The sequence below is a fragment of the Phormidium pseudopriestleyi FRX01 genome, assembly GCF_017313335.1.
GTDB lineage: Bacteria > Cyanobacteriota > Cyanobacteriia > Cyanobacteriales > Laspinemataceae > Laspinema > Laspinema pseudopriestleyi.
In genome coordinates, this window is sequence record NZ_JAFLQW010000671.1 from 1 (window position 1) to 20476 (window position 20476).

General features: G+C 49.4%; 9 protein-coding genes. 8 read left to right on the top strand and 1 reads right to left on the bottom strand.

Annotation, left to right across the window (positions count from 1 at the left end; translation table 11 throughout):
* Window positions 1-654 precede the first annotated feature (654 nt).
* The 8 genes from J0895_RS25125 to J0895_RS25160 all read left to right on the top strand — a co-directional run bounded on the left by J0895_RS25125 (window position 655) and on the right by J0895_RS25160 (window position 19399).
* Window positions 655-2724, top strand: coding sequence for an NAD(P)H-quinone oxidoreductase subunit 5 (locus J0895_RS25125; RefSeq protein ID WP_207090716.1), 2070 nt, complete (start codon window positions 655-657; stop codon window positions 2722-2724).
* Between the two features lie 377 nt (window positions 2725-3101).
* On the top strand, window positions 3102-4679 hold the full coding sequence (gene ndhD1, locus J0895_RS25130; protein ID WP_207090717.1) for a photosynthetic/respiratory NAD(P)H-quinone oxidoreductase subunit D1: 1578 nt from the start codon (window positions 3102-3104) through the stop codon (window positions 4677-4679).
* Window positions 4680-4780: 101 nt separating this feature from the next.
* Window positions 4781-6247 (top strand): DASH family cryptochrome, encoded by a 1467-nt coding sequence (locus J0895_RS25135; RefSeq protein ID WP_207090718.1) that lies wholly within the window; start codon window positions 4781-4783, stop codon window positions 6245-6247.
* Between the two features lie 292 nt (window positions 6248-6539).
* On the top strand, window positions 6540-8018 hold the full coding sequence (locus J0895_RS25140) for a serine/threonine-protein kinase (RefSeq protein WP_207090719.1): 1479 nt from the start codon (window positions 6540-6542) through the stop codon (window positions 8016-8018).
* A 323-nt stretch (window positions 8019-8341) separates the two neighbouring features.
* Window positions 8342-9871 (top strand): glucose-6-phosphate dehydrogenase, encoded by a 1530-nt coding sequence (zwf, locus tag J0895_RS25145; RefSeq protein WP_207090720.1) that lies wholly within the window; start codon window positions 8342-8344, stop codon window positions 9869-9871.
* Between the two features lie 135 nt (window positions 9872-10006).
* A complete protein-coding gene (opcA, locus tag J0895_RS25150) occupies window positions 10007-11335 on the top strand; it encodes a glucose-6-phosphate dehydrogenase assembly protein OpcA (protein WP_207090721.1) in 1329 nt (442 codons plus the stop codon).
* A 601-nt stretch (window positions 11336-11936) separates the two neighbouring features.
* The gene (locus J0895_RS25155; RefSeq protein WP_207090722.1) at window positions 11937-14003 is read left to right on the top strand and encodes a flavin monoamine oxidase family protein; all 2067 of its coding nucleotides are present in this window, start codon (window positions 11937-11939) and stop codon (window positions 14001-14003) included.
* 71 nt (window positions 14004-14074) lie between these two features.
* Complete coding sequence (locus J0895_RS25160; RefSeq protein ID WP_207090723.1) at window positions 14075-19399, top strand: AAA family ATPase; 5325 nt, start codon at window positions 14075-14077, stop codon at window positions 19397-19399.
* 142 nt (window positions 19400-19541) lie between these two features.
* Here the strand turns inward: J0895_RS25160 and J0895_RS25165 are convergent, their stop codons facing one another.
* Window positions 19542-20279, bottom strand: coding sequence for a Uma2 family endonuclease (locus tag J0895_RS25165; protein ID WP_207090724.1), 738 nt, complete (start codon window positions 20277-20279; stop codon window positions 19542-19544).
* Window positions 20280-20476 lie beyond the last annotated feature (197 nt).

Below are 20476 nucleotides of genomic sequence, written 5' to 3' on the forward strand. Positions count from 1 at the left end.
GGATTTTGCCAATGCTGGGGACGCGCGCGAGGTTGACGACTAACGCGCGCCGGCGGGTGGGCTTCTCCGCGCGTATTTAGGCCCACGCGCATTTAGGCCCACGCGTATTCAGCCTTGGGCAACAGCGCGCTGATGCAGCTGCCAACTGAACGGGCAATGTGGTTTCAGGGCCAGGCGTTCATGTGCCAGGCCATGGGCCAGAGCCTTGTCGCCGCCGCGAATGGCTGCTTCGATCAAGGTCCGATGCACAATGTCCCGCTGTCGCCCTTTGGGGTAGGCAGGAATCCCCCGGCTTTAGACGTGGTACGGTTCAAAGCAATCTGCTTTTTTTGGATGAATCAGGGTCCCTGTACTGCGGGTGATCCCGTGGTTCGTTCTTAAAAATTGTCACAGCTAAACTCCATCTAGTCTAATCTGGGTGGGGTTTTTCCTTTGGAGATTAGGGGTCAGGAGAATTCTGTTTGAGGGATGGGGAAAATCAGTCCGGCAAGGCTGTTTCTGCAAGCGATCGCAGATTATATCAGAAAACCCGAAAAATGCAAATGAGTGAATATCGCTATGATATCCCTAGTCTCCCGTTTCTATGGCGGGTCTATGTCAAAATGTTAACCAATGAGTTAACTCAGTAAAGAAGTATTTAAGTGGGCCTCAGCGATGGAACCAATTTATCAGTATGCTTGGCTGATCCCAGTTCTGCCCTTATTAGGGGCAATGCTGGTCGGCTTGGGCTTGATTTCCTATAACAAGACGACGAATAGTCTGCGGCAAGTGACGGCCACATTCTTGGTCTCCTGCGTAGGTGCAGCAATGGTTTTGTCCTTTGCCTTGCTGTGGAGTCAAATCCAAGGACATGAAACCTACACCCGAACCGTGGAATGGGCGTCGGCGGGGAATTTTCACCTAACAATGGGTTACACCATTGACCACCTCTCGACGCTGATGCTGGCGATCGTGAGCACAGTGGCCCTGTTGGTGATGATTTACACCGATGGCTACATGGCTCATGATCCCGGATATGTGCGCTTTTACACCTACCTGAGCCTGTTTAGCACCTCAATGTTGGGTCTGGTGATCAGTCCGAACCTGGTTCAGGTTTATATCTTCTGGGAACTCGTCGGGATGTGTTCCTATTTGCTGATCGGATTTTGGTTCGATCGCCAACCGGCAGCCGATGCTTGTCAAAAAGCATTTGTCGTTAACCGTGTCGGTGACTTTGGTCTGCTGTTGGGGATGTTGGGCTTATATTGGGCAACGGATAGTTTTGATTTTCAAATCATGGGCGATCGCCTGCAAGATCTTGTCCAATCTGGGGCGATCGGTGCAGGAGTCGCCGCCATCTTAGCCGTCTTAGTCTTTCTGGGACCCGTTGCCAAATCCGCTCAATTCCCCTTGCACGTCTGGCTACCCGACGCAATGGAAGGCCCCACACCCATCTCCGCCTTAATCCACGCCGCCACAATGGTGGCTGCCGGAGTCTTCTTAATTGCCCGGATGTACCCCGTCTTTGAAAATATCCCCAGCGCCATGTCCGTCATCGCCTGGACCGGATGTTTCACCGCCTTCCTAGGGGCAACCATCGCCCTCACCCAAACCGACATCAAAAAAGGGTTAGCCTACTCCACCATGTCCCAACTGGGTTACATGGTCATGGCAATGGGCATCGGGGCCTACAGCGCCGGATTATTTCACCTCATGACCCATGCCTACTTCAAAGCCATGCTCTTTCTCGGGTCTGGATCCGTGATTCATGGCATGGAAGAAGTCGTCGGTCATGACCCCACCCTGGCCCAAGATATGCGGTTAATGGGTGGACTGCGGAAATTTATGCCGATTACCGCCACTACCTTCGCGATCGGCACCCTCGCCATTTGTGGCATCCCGCCCTTTGCCGGATTCTGGTCCAAAGACGAAATCCTCGGGGCCGCCTTTGAAGCCAATCCCGCCCTCTGGGGAGTCGGCTGGCTGACTGCCGGGATGACTGCCTTCTATATGTTCCGGATGTACTTCCTGACCTTTGAAGGACCCTTCCGAGGCAACGACATCGAGATTCGTCACGAACTCAAAACCGAAGCCGAAGCCGGAGAACCCATCCTCGCCTTTGGTCCCGGAGCAATGGACCCTCGGGAACTAGAAGCCAGCCACGATGACCACTCTCACGGTCATCACAGCGAATATCCCCACGAGTCCCCCCTAACCATGACCTTCGCCTTGATGGCCCTGGCCGTGCCGTCGGTCCTGATTGGGTTAGTGGGAACTCCCTTTGCCAATTACTTTGAGGCATTTATTCATCCTCCCAGTGAATCCCTGGCTGAAATTGCCGAACACGCCGAAGAATTCAACCTCACCGAATTCTTAGTCATGGGCGGCAGTTCCGTGGGAATTGCCCTACTCGGGATTACCTTGGCATCCCTGATGTACTTGAGTCGGAAAATCGACCCCAAGGCGATCGCCTCCCAAATCAAACCCCTCTACTTGCTCTCCCGCAAGAAATGGTACTTTGACGAAATCTACAACTCCCTGTTTGTCATCGGTTCGCGCCGGTTAGCCAGACAGGTGATGGAAGTGGATTATCGCGTCGTTGATGGGGCCGTCAACCTCACCGGGTTGATTGCCGTCATCAGTGGCGAAGGACTCAAATACTTTGAAAACGGTCGCGCCCAATTCTACGCCCTGATCGTCTTTGTTGCCGTTCTAGGCTTAGTCATCATCTCCGGCGTGACTTAATCCAATTCATCTGTCGCCCAACCAGAAGCCAGAATCCCAGCATCATTGCCTCGGAGTTAATTCTGGCTTCTGTAGTGTGACGGCTGGATTTTTTATACTCAATCCGGTGGGATAAAAACCCGCACCCTCAAGGACTGTGTTGGTTAACGGGAGACCTAACCCCCCAACCCCCTTCCCTCCGAGGGAAGGGGGAGAATCAAAGCCCCTCCCCTCAGAGGGGAGGGGTTTGGGGAGAGGTCTCTTTCTTAATTCGCCAACAGACTCCTCAAGGGTCTGGCTACAGGAACAAAGCCAGCGGGCGCGGGCTAAAAGCAAAAGCCTTTTAAGTAACCACCGGATTTAGTAGCTTTGATGAATTTTGGTAGCGATCTATGAACATGGCTGAATTTCCTTGGCTGACGACAATTATCCTGTTTCCGATCGCGGCATCCCTGCTCATCCCCATTATCCCCGATAAAAATGGGCGCACGGTGCGTTGGTATGCCCTAATCGTCGGACTCATTGACTTTGCCCTCATTGTTTACACCTTTTGCAACCATTACGACCTCAGTAACCCCAATATCCAGCTTTTTGAAAGCTATTCCTGGGTTCCTGCCTTAGACCTCAACTGGTCTGTCGGGGCCGATGGGTTATCCATGCCCCTGATTATCCTCACCGGATTTATCACCACCCTGGCAATTTTGGCCTCCTGGCCCGTCACCTTAAAGCCAAAACTGTTTTTCTTCTTGATTTTGGCTATGTATGGCGCACAGATAGCCGTCTTTGCCGTCCAGGATATGCTGTTGTTCTTCCTAGTATGGGAATTAGAACTGATTCCGGTGTACCTGCTGCTCTCCATCTGGGGCGGTAAAAAACGCCTCTATGCAGCCACCAAATTTATCCTCTACACCGCAGGCGGTTCCCTGTTTATTCTGCTGGCGGCCCTCGCAATGGCCTTCTACGGGGATACCGTCACCTTTGATATGCAGTCCCTGGCAGCTAAAGACTACGCCATTAACTTAGAACTATTGCTCTATGCGGCGTTTTTAATTGCCTACGGCGTCAAACTCCCCATCTTCCCCCTGCATACCTGGTTACCTGATGCTCACGGGGAAGCGACAGCCCCAGTGCATATGTTACTCGCCGGGATTCTGCTGAAGATGGGGGGATACGCCATCATCCGCATGAATGCCCAAATGTTACCCGACGCTCACGCGGTGTTCGCACCGATGTTAGTCATCCTCGGGGTGGTGAATATCGTTTATGCAGCTCTTACATCTTTCGCACAAAGAAACCTCAAACGAAAAATTGCCTATTCCTCGATTTCTCACATGGGATTTGTGCTAATTGGTATTGGGTCATTTACCGACTTAGGGTTAAGCGGCGCAGTCTTGCAAATGGTCTCACATGGACTCATTGGGGCGAGTTTGTTCTTCATGGTAGGAGCAACCTACGATCGCACCCATACCCTGATGTTGGATGAAATGGGCGGCATCGGGCAAAAGATGAAAAGATCCTTTGCCATGTGGACTACCTGTTCCTTAGCCTCCCTAGGGTTGCCAGGAATGAGTGGATTTGTTGCTGAATTAATGGTCTTTGTCGGCTTTGCCACCAGCGATGCCTACAGCTTGACATTCCGAGTCGTCGTCGTCTTCTTAGCGGCAGTCGGGGTCATTCTCACTCCGATTTACCTGTTGTCTATGCTGCGAGAAATGTTATACGGACCGGAGAACAAGGAATTAGTTGAACATGAAGCCCTGATTGATTCTGAACCCCGGGAAGTGTTTATCATTGCTTGCCTGTTAGTGCCAATTATTGGGATTGGGTTATATCCCAAGATTCTCACCCAAGTCTATGATGCCACCACGGTACAGTTAACCGCCAGATTGCGGAACTCAGTACCAACCTTAGCGGGAAATGCCTCGGTTGCCCTAGGAGAACCGATGGAAGCCCCGGTAATTGGTAGTAGTCGATAGGTTCTCTACAATTTATTTAAGGACAGGGCAATGCCGTGTCCTTGCAGTGAAGGTAGTTTTAATTAGCTGCCTTTTTTTATAATCATTTATACTTGCAAACCATGACATCCCAACCGATTATCCTCTGGTATCGCAACGATTTGCGCGTACATGATAACGAGCCCCTTCATCGCGCCATCCAAACCCATGCGCCGATTATCCCTATCTATTGTTTCGACCCCAGACAATTTTCTACAACTGCTTATGGCTTTCCAAAAACCGGCCCATTCCGCGCCCAGTTTTTACTCGAAAGTGTGGCGAACCTGGGTCAATCCCTGCAAAACTTGGGCAGTAACTTAATTATTCAAATAGGAAAACCTGAGTTAATTTTACCGCAAATCGCCCAACAAGTCAATGCCTCAGCGATTTATTTCCATCAGGAAGTAACAGCGGAAGAAATTGCGGTAGAAACAGCACTATCCCAAGCTGTCAAACCCCTGAATGTTGGGCTTAAATCGTTTTGGGGACATACTCTATATCATTGCGATCGCCTGCCGTTTGATATCCCCAATATTCCCGAACTGTTCACCCACTTTCGCAAACAAATCGAGAAAACAGCCACACCGGATTCCTGCTTTCCCACTCCCACCCAGTTGCCGCCATTACCAGAAATAGAGACAGGAAAATTACCCAGTTTAACTGAATTAGGAGTGGAGACAAAGGCGATCGCCTCCAAAGGCGTGCTCCCCTTTACTGGAGGAGAAAGCGCCGGAATTGCGCGATTGGAGGACTATATTTGGACAGGCGATCGGCTGCGAACCTACAAAGAAACCCGCAACGGAATGCTCGGTCCCGATTATTCCTCCAAATTTTCCCCTTGGTTATCCTTGGGTTGCCTCTCCCCCCGCTACATTTACCAACAAGTCCAAGACTACGAAACCCAACGCATCAAAAACGACTCCACCTACTGGCTAATTTTCGAGTTACTCTGGCGAGATTACTTTCGCTTCATCTGCGCCAAACATGGCAATGCTATCTTCCGTCAATCCGGATTACAAGGAATCCCCATCCCCTGGCAGGAAGACTGGCAAAAATTCACCCTCTGGCAACAAGGAAAAACCGGCTTTCCCCTTGTAGATGCCAATATGCGCGAACTCGGTGCCACTGGATTTATGTCGAATCGAGGCAGACAAAACGTCGCCAGTTTCCTGACTAAAAACCTCGGCATCAATTGGCAGATGGGTGCAGAATGGTTCGAGTCACTGCTGATTGATTATGATGTTTGTAGCAATTGGGGGAATTGGAATTACACCGCTGGTGTGGGGAATGATGCGCGAGGGTTTCGATTTTTTAATATTATCAAACAATCCAAAGATTATGACCCCGAGGGGAAATATGTAAAACATTGGTTACCCGAATTGGCAGCAATTCCGGCAGCTAAAGTGCATGAACCCTGGAAATTATTGGAGGTAGAACAGCAGCGATTTGGAGTGAAAATTGGGGTGGATTATCCTCATCCTATCGTTGATTTATTAGAGTCAGCAAAAGCAAATGAGCAGCTATATAAATCCGCTTTCAAACGTTCGTAGTAACGACTGAAGTCGTTGCGCGTGACTTGGCTGACGCACGAGTCACGCACAATTGGAGGTGCTGCCTCCAGTAACAGGCGCTTCAGCCGCAGGATGCCCTTATCACGGCTTCAGCCATGACACGAGGATATAGCAATCCTAAATGATTTATGACATCTTCAGCTCCCCTCTCCCAAAGGGGGAGAGGGGTTGGGGGTGAGGGCATTCCACAACTGATAAAGGAGCTGCTATATCCCCCCAAAATCCCCTCAATTGTGGCACAATAAAATAACATCACCCTGGTGCGATACCCATGTTAGGCAAGACCCTGCGCGGACGGTACCATATCTTCAAAAAATTAGGAAAAGGCGGGTTTGGAGAAACTTATCTGGCAGAAGATAGAGACTTACCCGGCACTCCTTGCTGTGTGGTGAAGCGTCTGTTTCCTCAATCCAAAAATCCCGTTTTCTTGCAAACTGCTAAACGTCTGTTTGATAAAGAAGCGGAAATTATGCACCGCCTCAATACTTGCGATCGCATTCCTCGACTCTTGGCACATTTTCAAGAAAATGGGGAATTTTATCTCGTTGAAGACTTCATCGATGGTGAAGATTTCCAACAACAGAACCCTCTCTCCCCGGGAACTCCTGAATCAGAAGTGATTCACCTGCTGACAGAAATTCTGGAGATTCTGGCTTTTGTACATCAGCAGCATATCATTCATCGGGATATCAAACCGGCGAATTTGATGCGGCGGCAAGGGGATGGAAAACTGTTTCTGATTGATTTTGGGGCGGTGAAAGAGGTGGCTACCCTCAGCGTCAATTCCCAAGGACAAACTACCGAAACCGTGGCGATCGGAACTCCCGGATATATGCCCAGTGAACAAGCTGGAGGCAACCCCAAATCCAGCAGCGATATTTATGCGTTGGGGATGGTTATGATTGAATTAATCACCGGAATCCGGGCGGACAAACTCCCCAAAGATAGCTGTGGAGAACTCTGCTGGCGCAATTTAGTGAAGCTCTCTCAACCGTTGGCCGATGTGTTAGAAAAGATGGTCAGATATGACTATCGACAACGCTTTGCCTCAGCCAGAGAAACCCTGGAAGCGATTGAAAATTTAGATAAAATCACTTTACCTACTATGCCATCTTCTGCAAGTTCTTCTCAACGGACCAAAGTTCAAGGATTTCATCCCATTTTGTTGGTTAAACGAGCATTACGGGGAGAAACCCTAGCGATTGTGGAACTGCTGCTGATGATTGTCGCCACGGCAGCGGCAGTGTTGGCAGTTCCGCAAGTACAAAAATTGTTGCCCCAGGAGCAGATTCCACTGGTCCAGGCAGCGGAGTTTAAAGCCTATCAAAATGCTGAATATCAGCTTAAACTCAACTATCCCACCACCTGGGAAATGGACAGCAGACGGAATAGAATCACCCATACCCTAGTCACCTTTCGGATACCGGAAGCGGAATTAATGGTCAGCGTGGAAGATTTATCATCCCAACCGACAAGTTTTGATAAATACACCAATGATTTTATGGCCGAACTTGAAGCGAATATTACCAATTTTAAAAAGCTACAAGAAGGAGAAACCACCCTAGCCCAACAAGCTGGTTATCAGGTATTTTATACGGGAAAAGTGGACAATATTTCCATTCAAAGTTGGCAGAGTTGGACGGTGAAAGGGGATAAGGCTTATGTTTTTACCTATTCCGCCCATTCGCGTCAATATAAAGAGCATTTACCCACCGTTCAAGCCATGATTGAATCAGTGCAAATTGATTAAGTTAGTGACAACATTGGGACCCCACCCTAACCCTCCCCTTGCCAAGGGGAGGGGACAAGAGGTATTAGGAATTCCGGTCCCCCCCCTTAGCAAGGGGGGGCTAGGGGGGGTTCCGATGTTGAGGGATAACCCACCAATATTCAAATAGGAAATAGAGGCTTTTTACCCCCATCCCCTGGCATAAAGAGGACCCCACCCTAACCCTCCCCTTGCCAAGGGGAGGGGACAAGAGGCAGCCCTAGAGCACAACCGATTGATCTCTCAAGTTCAATTTCGGTTCTTAATGTCTGATGTCCTAACCTCTAACCTATGCATCAAACCAGATGGTAACGCTATTAGAAAACCCCCTGCGCGTGGGACTCCAACAAGATCGGATTCCCGAACCGCAGATTTTGATTATTTTCGGGGCCTCCGGTGACCTCACCCAGAGAAAACTCGTTCCGGCAATCTATCAGATGAAACTGGAGCGCAAATTGCCTCCGGAACTGACTATTGTCGGGGTATCCCGCAGTCAATGGAGTCATGAGTTTTTCCGAGATCATTGCCGCCAAGGAGTCGAAGAATTTGGCAATGGGATTAGTTCAGAAGCGCTCTGGGAGGACTTTGCGAACGGACTGTTCTATTGTCCAGGCGATATCGACAAATCAGAAAGCTACCAGAAACTCAAAGCCTTTCTGAGCGAACTTGATGAACAACGCGGCACTCGGGAAAACCGAGTTTTTTACCTTTCGGTGGCACCGCGCTTTTTTGCTGAAGCGATTGAGCAACTCGGTGAGGCGGGAATGCTGGGCGATCGCGACAAACAACGCCTAGTCATTGAAAAACCCTTTGGACACGATCTGGGGACGGCACAGATGCTCAACCAAGTGGTCCAAAAAGTCTGCTCAGAAAAGCAGGTTTACCGGATTGACCACTACTTAGGCAAGGAAACTGTCCAGAATCTGCTCGTGTTTCGCTTTGCCAATGCCATTTTTGAACCCCTCTGGAATCGTCAGTTTGTCGATTGTGTTCAAATCACCGTCGCTGAAACCGTGGGTTTAGAAGGCCGCGCTGGGTATTATGAATCGGCAGGCGCGCTACGCGATATGGTGCAAAACCACCTGATGCAACTGTTTACCCTGACGGCAATGGAACCGCCAAACTCCCTTGATGCCGATAGTATTCGCAATGAAAAGGTGAAAGTTCTAGAAGCAACTCACCTGGCGGATATTGAGAATCTGGAACTCTCGGCTACTCGGGGTCAGTACACTTCCGGATGGATGAAAGGGAAGCAGGTTCCAGGCTATCGCGAAGAGGAAGGGGTTGACGAGAATTCGACGACGCCGACTTATGCCGCGCTTAAGCTGTATATCGATAACTGGCGCTGGAAGGGGGTGCCTTTCTATATGAGAACTGCCAAACGGATGCCGAAAAAGGTGACGGAAATTGCGATTCAGTTTCGGGAAGTGCCTTTTTTGATGTTCCAGTCTGCCGCAAAACAAGCCAATCCCAATGTGTTGGCGATGCGGATTCAGCCGAATGAGGGGATTTCGATGCGTTTTGAGGTGAAAACGCCGGGGAACTCTTTGCGGACGCGATCGGTGGATATGGATTTTCGCTACGATACTACCTTCGGTCAGCCTAATACCGATGCATACAGTCGGCTGTTGATAGATTGTATGTTAGGGGACCAAACTCTGTTTACCCGGGGGGATGAGGTGGAGGAGTCTTGGCGTGTCCTGACTCCCCTGCTGCAAGTTTGGGATGCTCCTTCGGATCCCAAGGCGATCGCCCTTTATGAAGCGGGGACTTGGGGTCCTGTGGAAGCGGAGATGCTACTCAATCGTCACGATCGCCGCTGGCGCAGGTTGTAACGTTTGCAGGATGAAGGATGACGGGGAATCAGAAAGAGGGAACCCGGAACAGGTAATACAACAGAGGACTCAAAACCCTCATCCTTCATCCCTCTGATCAACAATCACTACTCAACACTCAACAATTAAATTAATATGGCTACTCCAATTGTTGCTCTCCAACAACCGAAAGATATTTCCCTTGATGAGATTGAGTCAGAATTGGGTCGAATCTGGCGCTCGGAAAATGGCGGCAGGGCTTCTAATATTGCCACCCGCGCCGCAACCTTTAGCATGGTGGTGTATGAACCTGAAGAATTCCAGCAGTTGCTGGGAGCTTTAGGCTTTTATGAAGGGCCAATTGATGGCATTTACGGAGCGCTGACGAAAGAAGCGGTTCAAGAAGCCCAAATCAGCTACGGAATCAGAGTGACAGGGCGAATTGACCCAGAAACCCTGGTCCGCCTACGGGAAGAGTATGATAAACTGCCTACCGATCGCCAGAAAGTCACCAATCCCAATGCCCGAGGGTTCAGCATCAGTGAGGCGATCGCCGCTCAAAATCCCTGCCGGATTATCACCCTCTGTCCCGTCCTCGGTGAAGATGAGGGGGTCACGGCTCAAGTTTCCGCCTATTGTCCCATCCAAAAAGGCAACTCCAGCCGGTTAATTTGCTGCGAGTACATCACCCTACGCGGCACGAAGCAAGCGCTGCAACGAGTTGGGGATTTGGTCGTCTCGCTGATGATTCCGTCCCTGCCGAAGTTTGTCTGGTGGAAGGCAACCCCCAATCCCGAACAGGAGTTGTTCCAAAAGCTCTCGGAATCCTGCAATTGCATGATTATGGATTCGTCTTACTTTAGTGACCCCGAGTCCGAGTTTCTGAAGATGCAAAAGCTCATCGATGAAGAAACCTATATGGCTGACTTGAACTGGCACCGGCTCACTTCTTGGCAAGAGTTGGCTGCTGCGGCTTTTGACCCCCCGGAACGTCGTGCTTCGCTGATCGAACTCGATCGCGTCACGATTGATTATGAAAAGGGAAATGCTTCTCAAGCGCTGATGTTCCTGGGTTGGTTCGCTTCTCGCCTCGGTTGGAAACCTCTGTCTTATCACGAGGAAGGCGGCGATTATGATATTCGCCGCATCTCTTTCAAAGGTCCGGGCGATCGCACCATAGAAGCGGAGTTAGCCGCCATTCCCACGGCAGATTGGGGGGAAATTAACGGAGATATGGTCGGATTACGTCTCACTTCTACCAATAGTGAGGCCAATTGCTGCACGATTCTCTGTTCTGAAACTACCGGATGTATGCGGATGGAGTCTGGCGGTAGCGCTCAAAACTGCCGCACAGAACAGGTGACCCCGTTAACGGACCAAAAGGCAGAATACTTGCTGGGTCAACAGTTACAGCGCTGGGGTCGCGATATGCTTTATGAAGAAAGTCTGTCGGTGACCACTGAGATTCTCAAGTTACGTCAGTAATTTCATTTCGTGGGGCGATCGCCAGGTTTTAATGAGGCGATCGCCCCACTTTTTTTTGAGGAATCCATGACTGATGCAGCCTCACCCAGAAACTCGGTAACTCAATAAAAGTGGCGATCGGAAACGACCTTTTTTTTTAGCAATCAGTTTTTTTGCTTAATTCATAACCCGAAAAGACTGCACCCACGAACCAATCCGTTTCCAACTTCCATCACTAACTGTTCATACCCGACTTTGGTATTATGATCTAAAAATGAGCTTGCGGGCCCCCTCCATTCATGGGAATGTTCTTTATGAATTAAGGGGCTAATGGCTCCTTAATCACCCGAAATGCAAAAACTGATTTTTCTAAAAAGGGGAGTGAATCACTGAAATAGCGGCTCATTAATAAAATGATACCAGAGATTTGGAAAAATTTTTCAGTATTCTCGATTCTCCTATTTCAGGATACCGAATATTTTTTCATCATCAACAGGGGTTAAATAGCTTGGCTCTATGCAAAATTCATGACAAGCTAAAAATTATTGAAGTTTGAGGATTTGGCCGTTCCTAATCATCTTTGAATGGACTTGTTTCTAAACCTTTCTCTCTTAAACCTTCTATGGGAATTCATACAGGTCAAAGTAAATATATTCGGTTTGGTAAAAAAAACAGGCCGGATGCAGCCAATAGTTGGCAAGTTTCCTTCCCCAATCCGGCTGATTTTAACTTCAACTACTACCGGCTATTAGCAGAGGCTGAAGCAAGTGGAATTGGCAAAAATCCCAACCCCCACTTAAAAATTGCGATTGTTGGAGCAGGGGTTGCCGGATTGACCGCTGCAAGGGAGCTATTTCGCTCGGGCTATAGTCAAATTGATATTTTTGAAGCCAGCGATCGCCTAGGAGGACGCACCTATTCCATCCCCGCCCCCAATCGCCTCACGACCTTTGAAATGGGAGCGATGCGAATGCCTTTTTTCACAGAACCGGGGAGTGAAAAAAGCATTTTAGACTATTATCGGCAACGGTTTAACATTTCTGTCCAGCCTTTTCCTGATCCCGGGTCGAATATTGCTGACACCGGAATTTATTTGAATCGGGGGTTTGGACCCCACCCACAACTAAACAAGCGTCCCGAACTCCTGCGCTGGGATAAAGAACAAACCTTACCCCCCACCCGAGAACTCCTAAATGTCTATCTAAAATGGTCGCGATTTGCTGAACTGGTCACCTGGGTTTGCCAAGAAAAATACAATACCCCGGACTGGATGGAGTTTTGGCATAAAATAGTTCAAAACTATTGGACATTAAATTTCCGAGAGTTAGTCTATCTTGAAGCGATCAATATCCAAAAGTATGACCCCCGGGATACGGGCTTTTTTGGGGGATTGGGAATGGACGAAGCCGAAGCTAATCTCTTTTATACGATTGGAGCCGGAGATGGGTCTTGGGGAGCTTTTTATGATATTAGTTGTCTCTACCCGATCCGAACTCTGCTGTTTGGATTTGGAAGTAATCATCAATTGATTCAAGGGCGATTCGATAAAAATCAACGACCGACAGGCGCTAGTCATGGGCAAACCGACCTTAAGGATAGTTTAGGGCAACCCTTAAGCTCACCCCATTATTTAGGGGTACAAACTTTCGCTGATTGTCTGTTCTTTGAGCCAGTCAAAAGCCATAACTCTACTTTAGATGGACTTTCGCTGTACGAGGCAACCGCACGCACAGCCCGCCATGAAAGTTGTGGCTATGGGGTTAATTTGTACTTAAAAACTTCAGTCAATCGGTTGCAGTGGTTAGGGGATGCTCGGCAAGTTCAATTGACGGCGAAACCTACTCATTTTGAGTCGCATACTCAAGTTTATGATGGGGTTATTCTATCACCGACGACTTGGGCAACGCAATTGGGCATTCAGTTTGAAAACTTTCAAGAAATCGAGGGGGATTCCCAGCGACCCGTTCAAATTCCCTTTCGAGTCGCTCAGAGTATTCATCGGTCCCATTGGATTACCAGTTGCAAGGTGTTTTACCCGTTGAAAGAACGCTATTGGGAAGTTTCAACGATTCCTCAAGTCATTAGTACGGATACTTATCTCCAGGGTGTTTACGGCTATGCGGTGGATCTGGGCGATCGTCGAGATCCGGGTGTATTGCTCGTCAGCTATACTTGGGAAGATGATGCTAATAAATTCTTGGCAGAACAGGATAACCCAAAGTTTGCAAAACACTGTTTAAAAGAGTTAGATGATTTGTTAGTGCGATCGCAAAATATTGGCATCCCAATCTCTCCTTATGTCGAAACTGAGCAGCCCACGGTCATTCAATGGTCGAAGCAGCCGAAGTATCGAGGCTGTGCCAAACTGTATCGAGAAACCAGTTGGAATGATAACTACACCCTACTGCGCTATAACCAAACTTACAGCCCGCACTCCCATCTTTATTTTGCCGGAGAAGCGTTTTCTGTGGAAGGCGGTTGGACAGAACCGGCGCTCAGAGGGGGATTAGATGCGGCCATTTACCTGATTCATAACACCGGGGGAGAATTCCTCAACTCCTTTAATTTATCCAACTATCCCCGCTATAGCGATTGGAATCCCGCCCAACCCCAAACCGAGACAGTTTTGGACCGAGACTTGTCTTTGCCGGTGATTCCCCACCCTCGCGATCGCTCAAAACCCGGTTGAGCAGTTTCATTCTGCGTAATTGTTAGTTGGATAAACGATTTACCACTATTTACCTAGGACAAACTCTGGCCATGTTGCAACTTCCTGGTTATCAAATTAGGCAAGAACTTTCCGTGAGTGCCAATTCCCTCCTCTATCGGGCGGAGCGTGTGAGTGATGCTCAACCTGTTATTTTAAAACTCCTTAATCAAGAGTACCCCTCCAACGAGCAACTCGCCCGCTATCGCCGGGAATATGAAATGACCCGATCGCTCGATTGTGATGGGGTGGTGCGAGCCTTTGCCCTCGAACCCTTCCAGCATCGGCTAGTTTTGGTCCTGGAAGATTTCGGGGGCATTCCGCTACAAAACTGGTATCGCCAACAGGTGGCCGACAACGGAGATGCGATCGCCCAGTTTTTCCCCATTGCCCTGCGCCTAAGTGAGATTATCGGGTCAATTCATCAAGCCCGCATCATTCACAAAGACCTAAAACCTAGCAACATTCTGATCAATCCCGATACCCAAGTCATCAAGTTAATTGACTTTGGCATTTCTACTCTTCTGAGCCGGGAAACCCCCAGCTTGTTGAATCCCGGGGAACTTCAGGGGACCCTGGCCTACCTTTCCCCCGAACAAACCGGGCGGATGAATCGTAACCTGGACTATCGCACGGACTTCTATTCTCTGGGTGTCACCTTTTACGAACTCCTGACGGGAGAACTCCCCTTTGTCAGCGACGACCCCTTGGAATTGGTACATTCTCACATTGCCCGACCCGTCCGCTTTCCGCCCAACTCCCAGGAACAGATTCCCCTCATGATCCAGGCGATCGTCCAGAAGTTGATGGCGAAAAATGCGGAAGACCGCTATCAAACGGCTTGGGGACTGCGCTGGGATTTACAACAAGCGGCGCACCAATGGCAAACTCAAACGGGCAATGATCCATTTGTCTTGGGGACTCAAGATCGGGGCGATCGCCTGATGATTCCCCAAAAGCTCTACGGCAGAGAGTTCGAGGTTCAAACCCTGCTACAAAGTTTTGAGCGAATCCTACAGGGTGCGGTGGAACTGCTGTTAGTGGCGGGATACTCGGGAATAGGTAAGTCGGCATTAGTGGCTGAAGTCCACAAACCAATGACGGCGAGTCGGGGATATTTCATTGCCGGAAAATTTGAACGCCTTGCCCGGAATATTCCCTATTCAGCCATCGTCCAAGCCTTTACCTCCCTGGTGCAGCAACTGTTGGGTGAAAGTGCCGAATCCCTGGCCCAATGGCGCAGGAACCTCCAAAATGCCCTGGGAGAGAACGGTCAGGCGATCGTAGAACTCGTCCCGATCCTAGAACAAATTATCGGGGTACAGCCGCCCTTACCGGAACTGGGACTGACGGAATCCCAAAACCGCTTTAATCGCACATTACAAAACTTTCTGAAGGTGTTTTGTTCCCCCCAGCATCCCTTGGTCATGTTCTTAGATGATTTGCAATGGGCAGACTCTGCCACCTTGAGTTCCATAGAACTGTGGATGCGCGACAGCAGCAACTCCCACCTGCTAATTGTGGGTGCTTATCGCGATAACGAGGTGGATCAGTCTCATCCCTTGACTGCCTTTCAGGCTAATCTTCCCCATCAACAAATCCATCTGAAACCGCTGAATTTGGCACAGGTGAGTCAGTTGGTGGGGGAAACCCTCCATCAGTCGGCGACGGAAGTTCAGCCTTTAGCCACTTGGGTCCAGCGAAAAACCGAGGGGAATCCCTTTTTCATTGCAGAATTTCTGAAAATTTTGGACGGGGAAGGATGGCTGCGTTTTGACCCGGAACAAGGGCGATGGATCTGGGATGAAGCGGGAATTGCTCAGTTAGCTATTTCTGAGAATGTGGTGGATTCTCTGATTATGAAACTGCGCCAACAGCCGTCAGGGACTCAAGAGGTGTTATCCATTGCGGCCTGTATTGGTGCAGCCTTTTCCTTGTCGCTGTTGGCAAAGATGGTCGGGCGATCGCCTCAAGCGGTATTTGCCGATCTACAACCCGCCCTGGATTTAGATCTGATTGTGGCTCATCGCGCCAGGGACATTGAGGAAAATTGGGGGGGTGAGAAAAGTTTGCCCCTAGGAGGGGTTTTTGATCCGGCGTCTTTATTGCCGCAAGGGTTTCATTTTAGTCATGATCTGGTCCAGCAAGCTGCTTACCAACTGATTCCACTCTCGGAAACCCCAGGGTTACATTGGCGGATTGGGGAACTGCTGTGGCAAGGGGGGGAAAATGACCGATCCCGGGAGCATTTGTTTACCCTGCTGGATCATCTGAATCTGGGTCGCGCTTTGGCACAAACGCCGGAAACGGTCGATCGCCTGATTCGACTCAACCAAGAGGCGGGACAACGGGCGATCGCCGCGAATGCTTATCATGCTGCCACGGAGTATTTGGCGGTGGCGTTGGAACTGCTGTCTCCCCAAAGTTGGGAAACGGATTATCAGATCACGCTGGAGGTTTATCTGAGTGCGATCGAAGCCAAATATTTGAACAGCCAGTATTATAAGGCGATCGCCAGGACTGAGATTGCGTTAAAACAGGCTAATTCGGTTCTGGACCGGCTGCGAGTTTATGAACTAGCCATTCAACTCTACACCGCCCAAAATCGCCCCCTGCAAGCGGTAGAGTGCGGGTTACAAGCGTTGTCTCTGGCGGAAATTGACCTAGAGACTCCGGCAAACCCCGATTTTGAACTGCCAACGGTTGCCAGTTTGGGCGATCGCCCGGAAATGGAGGACCCCGTGTATCTGGCTGCTGGACGCATCTTTGTTGCCATTTGTCCCTCGGCCTATTTTGCCAAACCCCTGGTTCTGCATGACCTGATTTTGAAGATGGTCGAGTTAACCCGGGAAGGGGGGAATTTCGCCTCGGCTGCCTATGCTTATGTCTGGTATGCCGCCTTATCCTGCGCTCAAGGAGATATCCAGCGAGGATATCAAGCGGGAGAACTTTCCTTAGCCATTTTGGAGCAATACCACGCTCAAACCCTCCAAGCAAAGGTGTACAATCTTCATTCTGCATTAGTGCGGCATTGGCGCGAACCCGCCCGCAATAATTTAGACCCTTTACAAGCAGGGATTCAAAGCGGTTTGGACTGCGGCGATCATGAATATGCCAGCTATTGCATCAAGGATTATTGTGTGGATCTGTTCTTGACGGGCTATCCCTTGGATGAGGTGAATGCCAAGATGAGCCAGTTTGATCCGCTGTTGCAGAAACTGAAGTTTGAATATTCGATTGTGCAAACCCAGATTTGGCGACAGGTGGCGTTGAATTTTAGTGGGGAATGGTCCCAGACGGTTGCGGTACTGGAGGGAACGGTATTCAATGCAGCAACTGCAAGGGAGTATCTAGCCGAAACGAACAATCAAACTTTGTTGTTTATTGTGGATTTGGCGCGGTTGATGTTGGCTTATTATTTTGGGGAGTATGAGGCGGCCCACCGCTACGCCGTGACTGCCCACCAGCATCGGGCAGCGGTGATGGGCTTTTTGTATGGGCCACTGTATGAGTTTTATAAGGCTTTGACTTTATTGGCGATCGCCCAGAGGGAAGGGGAGGCGACTGCCTCACCGGGGACGGAAAAACCGGAGTGGGACCCGACCGAGGTGGCGGAATCTCAGCGGCAACTCCAGCATTGGGCACAGCACTGTCCAGAGAATTTTCAGAATAAATGGGACCTCGTGGAGGCGGAACGGATTAGCTTTGAAAAGGGTGATCTGTGGTTAGCTGGGGAATTATACGAACGGGCGATCGCCGGTGCAAGAAGTCAGCAAAATTTCCCCGAGGAGGCCCTGGCATGGGAACGGGCGGCGCATTTCTACTTACGCCATCATCGGGAGGCGATCGCAGTCGGCTATTTCCAGGAAGCACACTATTGTTATAGACGTTGGGGTGCGACAGCTAAAGTTGCCCAACTCGAACAATTTGTCCAAGTCCGCTGGGGTCGAAGTTTTCCCCAGACTGTGCTCCAGCAACAGCCTTCTTTAACCACCACGGGGACGACGCGCACCTCTAGCCTATCCTCGGGACAGGCTTTGGATGTGATGAGTATGGTGCGGAGTTCTCAGGCGATCGCCAGCGAAATTCAACTGGATAAACTCCTAGCCCAATTACTCACCATCACCGTTGAAAATGCCGGTGCTCAAAAAGCGGTGTTGATTTTATCCGACAACAACAACCTCAAAATTGAAGCCGTCCAACTCCCCGACGGCGAACTTCAAATTTTAGAATCTCTTCCCCTAGAAACCAGCCCTTTAGTTCCCTGCGCTATCATTAACTATGTCGCCCGGACTCAAGAAACTATCATTCTCGCTGATGCCACCCGAGACGGCCTCTTTACGAGCGAACCTTATATTCTCCAACACAAAACCCAATCCCTGCTTTGTACCCCCATCATTAATCAAGGCAAATTTATCGGGATTCTCTATCTGGAAAACAACCTGCTTACCGGCGCATTTACCCCAGAACGCATCCACCTCTTGCAAGTGATTTCGGCCCAAGCTGCTATCTCCCTAGAAAATGCCCAACTCTACCGCACTTTAGAAGATAAAGTCACCGAACGCACCGCCCAAATCGCGGAGGCAAATGAAGAAATCAGCACCCTGAATGAAAGACTGAAATCCGACAACCTCCGCATGAGTGCCGAACTGGATATTACCCGGCAATTGCAACACAAAATGCTCCCGAACCCCGAAGAATTACAGGAAATTCCCGGCTTGGAAATCGCTGGATTTATGGAACCGGCAGATGAAGTGGGGGGAGATTATTACGATGTCCTCAACTATGAAGGCCGGGTGAAAATTGGCATTGGTGATGTCACCGGACATGGCCTAGAATCCGGAATGGTTATGCTCATGGTGCAAACCGCAGTCCGCACGTTACTCGCCCATAATGAAACCGATTTTATCAAGGTTTTAAGTACCATCAACCGCACGATTTACGATAACGTAGGCCGGATGGACTCGGATAAAAACCTCAGCTTAGTTTTATTGGATTATGCCGAGGGAATCTTAAAGATTAGCGGACAACATGAAGAAATAATTGTTATCCGAGCGAATGGAGAAATTGAGTTAGTTGATACCGTAAATTTAGGATTTCCGATAGGGTTGGTAATGGATATTTCCGAGTTTATTACCCAAATAGAAGTCCAATTAAATCCTGGAGATGGAGTCGTTCTCTATACCGATGGGATTACGGAGGCTGCAAATAAGACGCGACAGCGATATGGACTAGAACGACTCTGCAAAGTGGCGTCCCAGAATTGGCAGCAGTCTGCGGAAGGAATTCGCCAAGCTGCAATTGATAACTTGCGGGAATTTATTGGCGATATAAAGATATCCGATGATATTACCCTTGTCGTACTAAAGCAACAGTAAGAGGTGCATAAAAAACGTTAATTTCGCTGGAGAGAGGAGGGGAATTGATGAATTCCCCCTCCCTTAAGATTAAGTTTTCAAAATAAAAACCCCCACTCTTGAGGGTGGGGGTTTTTATAGACTTTAAAAACTGGATTCCGTATTAAAGGGTATCGGGGTCAACTCCCATTTCTCTCAATTTTGCAGCAAGGCGATCGGTCTTGGATAGAGCCGATTCAGCTTGCTGTTGTGCTGCTTCGTGGGGTAACAAAGCTAGAGCTCCATCGGGATGATAAAAGCGTAACCAAGTGATAGAAACTTGCGTTAAAGTTCCCTCCCAATTTCCCAGCCATGCCCCTAGAGTTTCGCACCATAACCATCCCCGTTCATCGGGTTCAATGGGTTGATACTTTAGACTGGCATCCAAGTGCCAACCTTGCAAAGAATTGGGATTATAGGGGTCATAAACGAAATAATCCCGAGTTCGGAATACCCGTTCATAGAGGTCTTTTTTCGGTCCCAGGTCAATTTTTCGGGTGCTGGGGGAGGTCAGTTCTACAATCACATCGGGGTAACGCCCCTCTTCCTCCCAGACGACCCATCCCGGGCGATCGCCTGGTTCTACATCCAAAACCGCAAAGAAATCCGGTCCTCTAAAATCTTGATTTGTGGCTTGTTTACTGCTGTAATAGATAAACATATTCCCGCCCATAAAATAATCATGGCGGTCCGGGAATAGGGCAGGCACTGAGTCAATGATGGCATTCATCGCAATGCGGTGTCGATTACTTTCCAAGGGTTCTCCATCATCAAAAATTAGGTCCGTAGGAGGCATGGGAGGTTCCCACTCAACTGCCTCTGGGACGGGATTCATGGTTTCTGCGATCGCCTCGGCAGACATGGCATTCTACTCCATTGAATTGTTAGGTTTAGTTTAACTTGATCTCAGGGGAATTCGCCCCGTCCCTTCTTGATAATTGATATAGCAATCCTTGCAGCAGTTGTGGAAGACGTCGGCGGCCCCCAACCGACGGCGGCCCAAAGCGGGAGAGGGGAGAAGACAGATGTTATAAATCCTGCAAGGAATGCTATAATTGA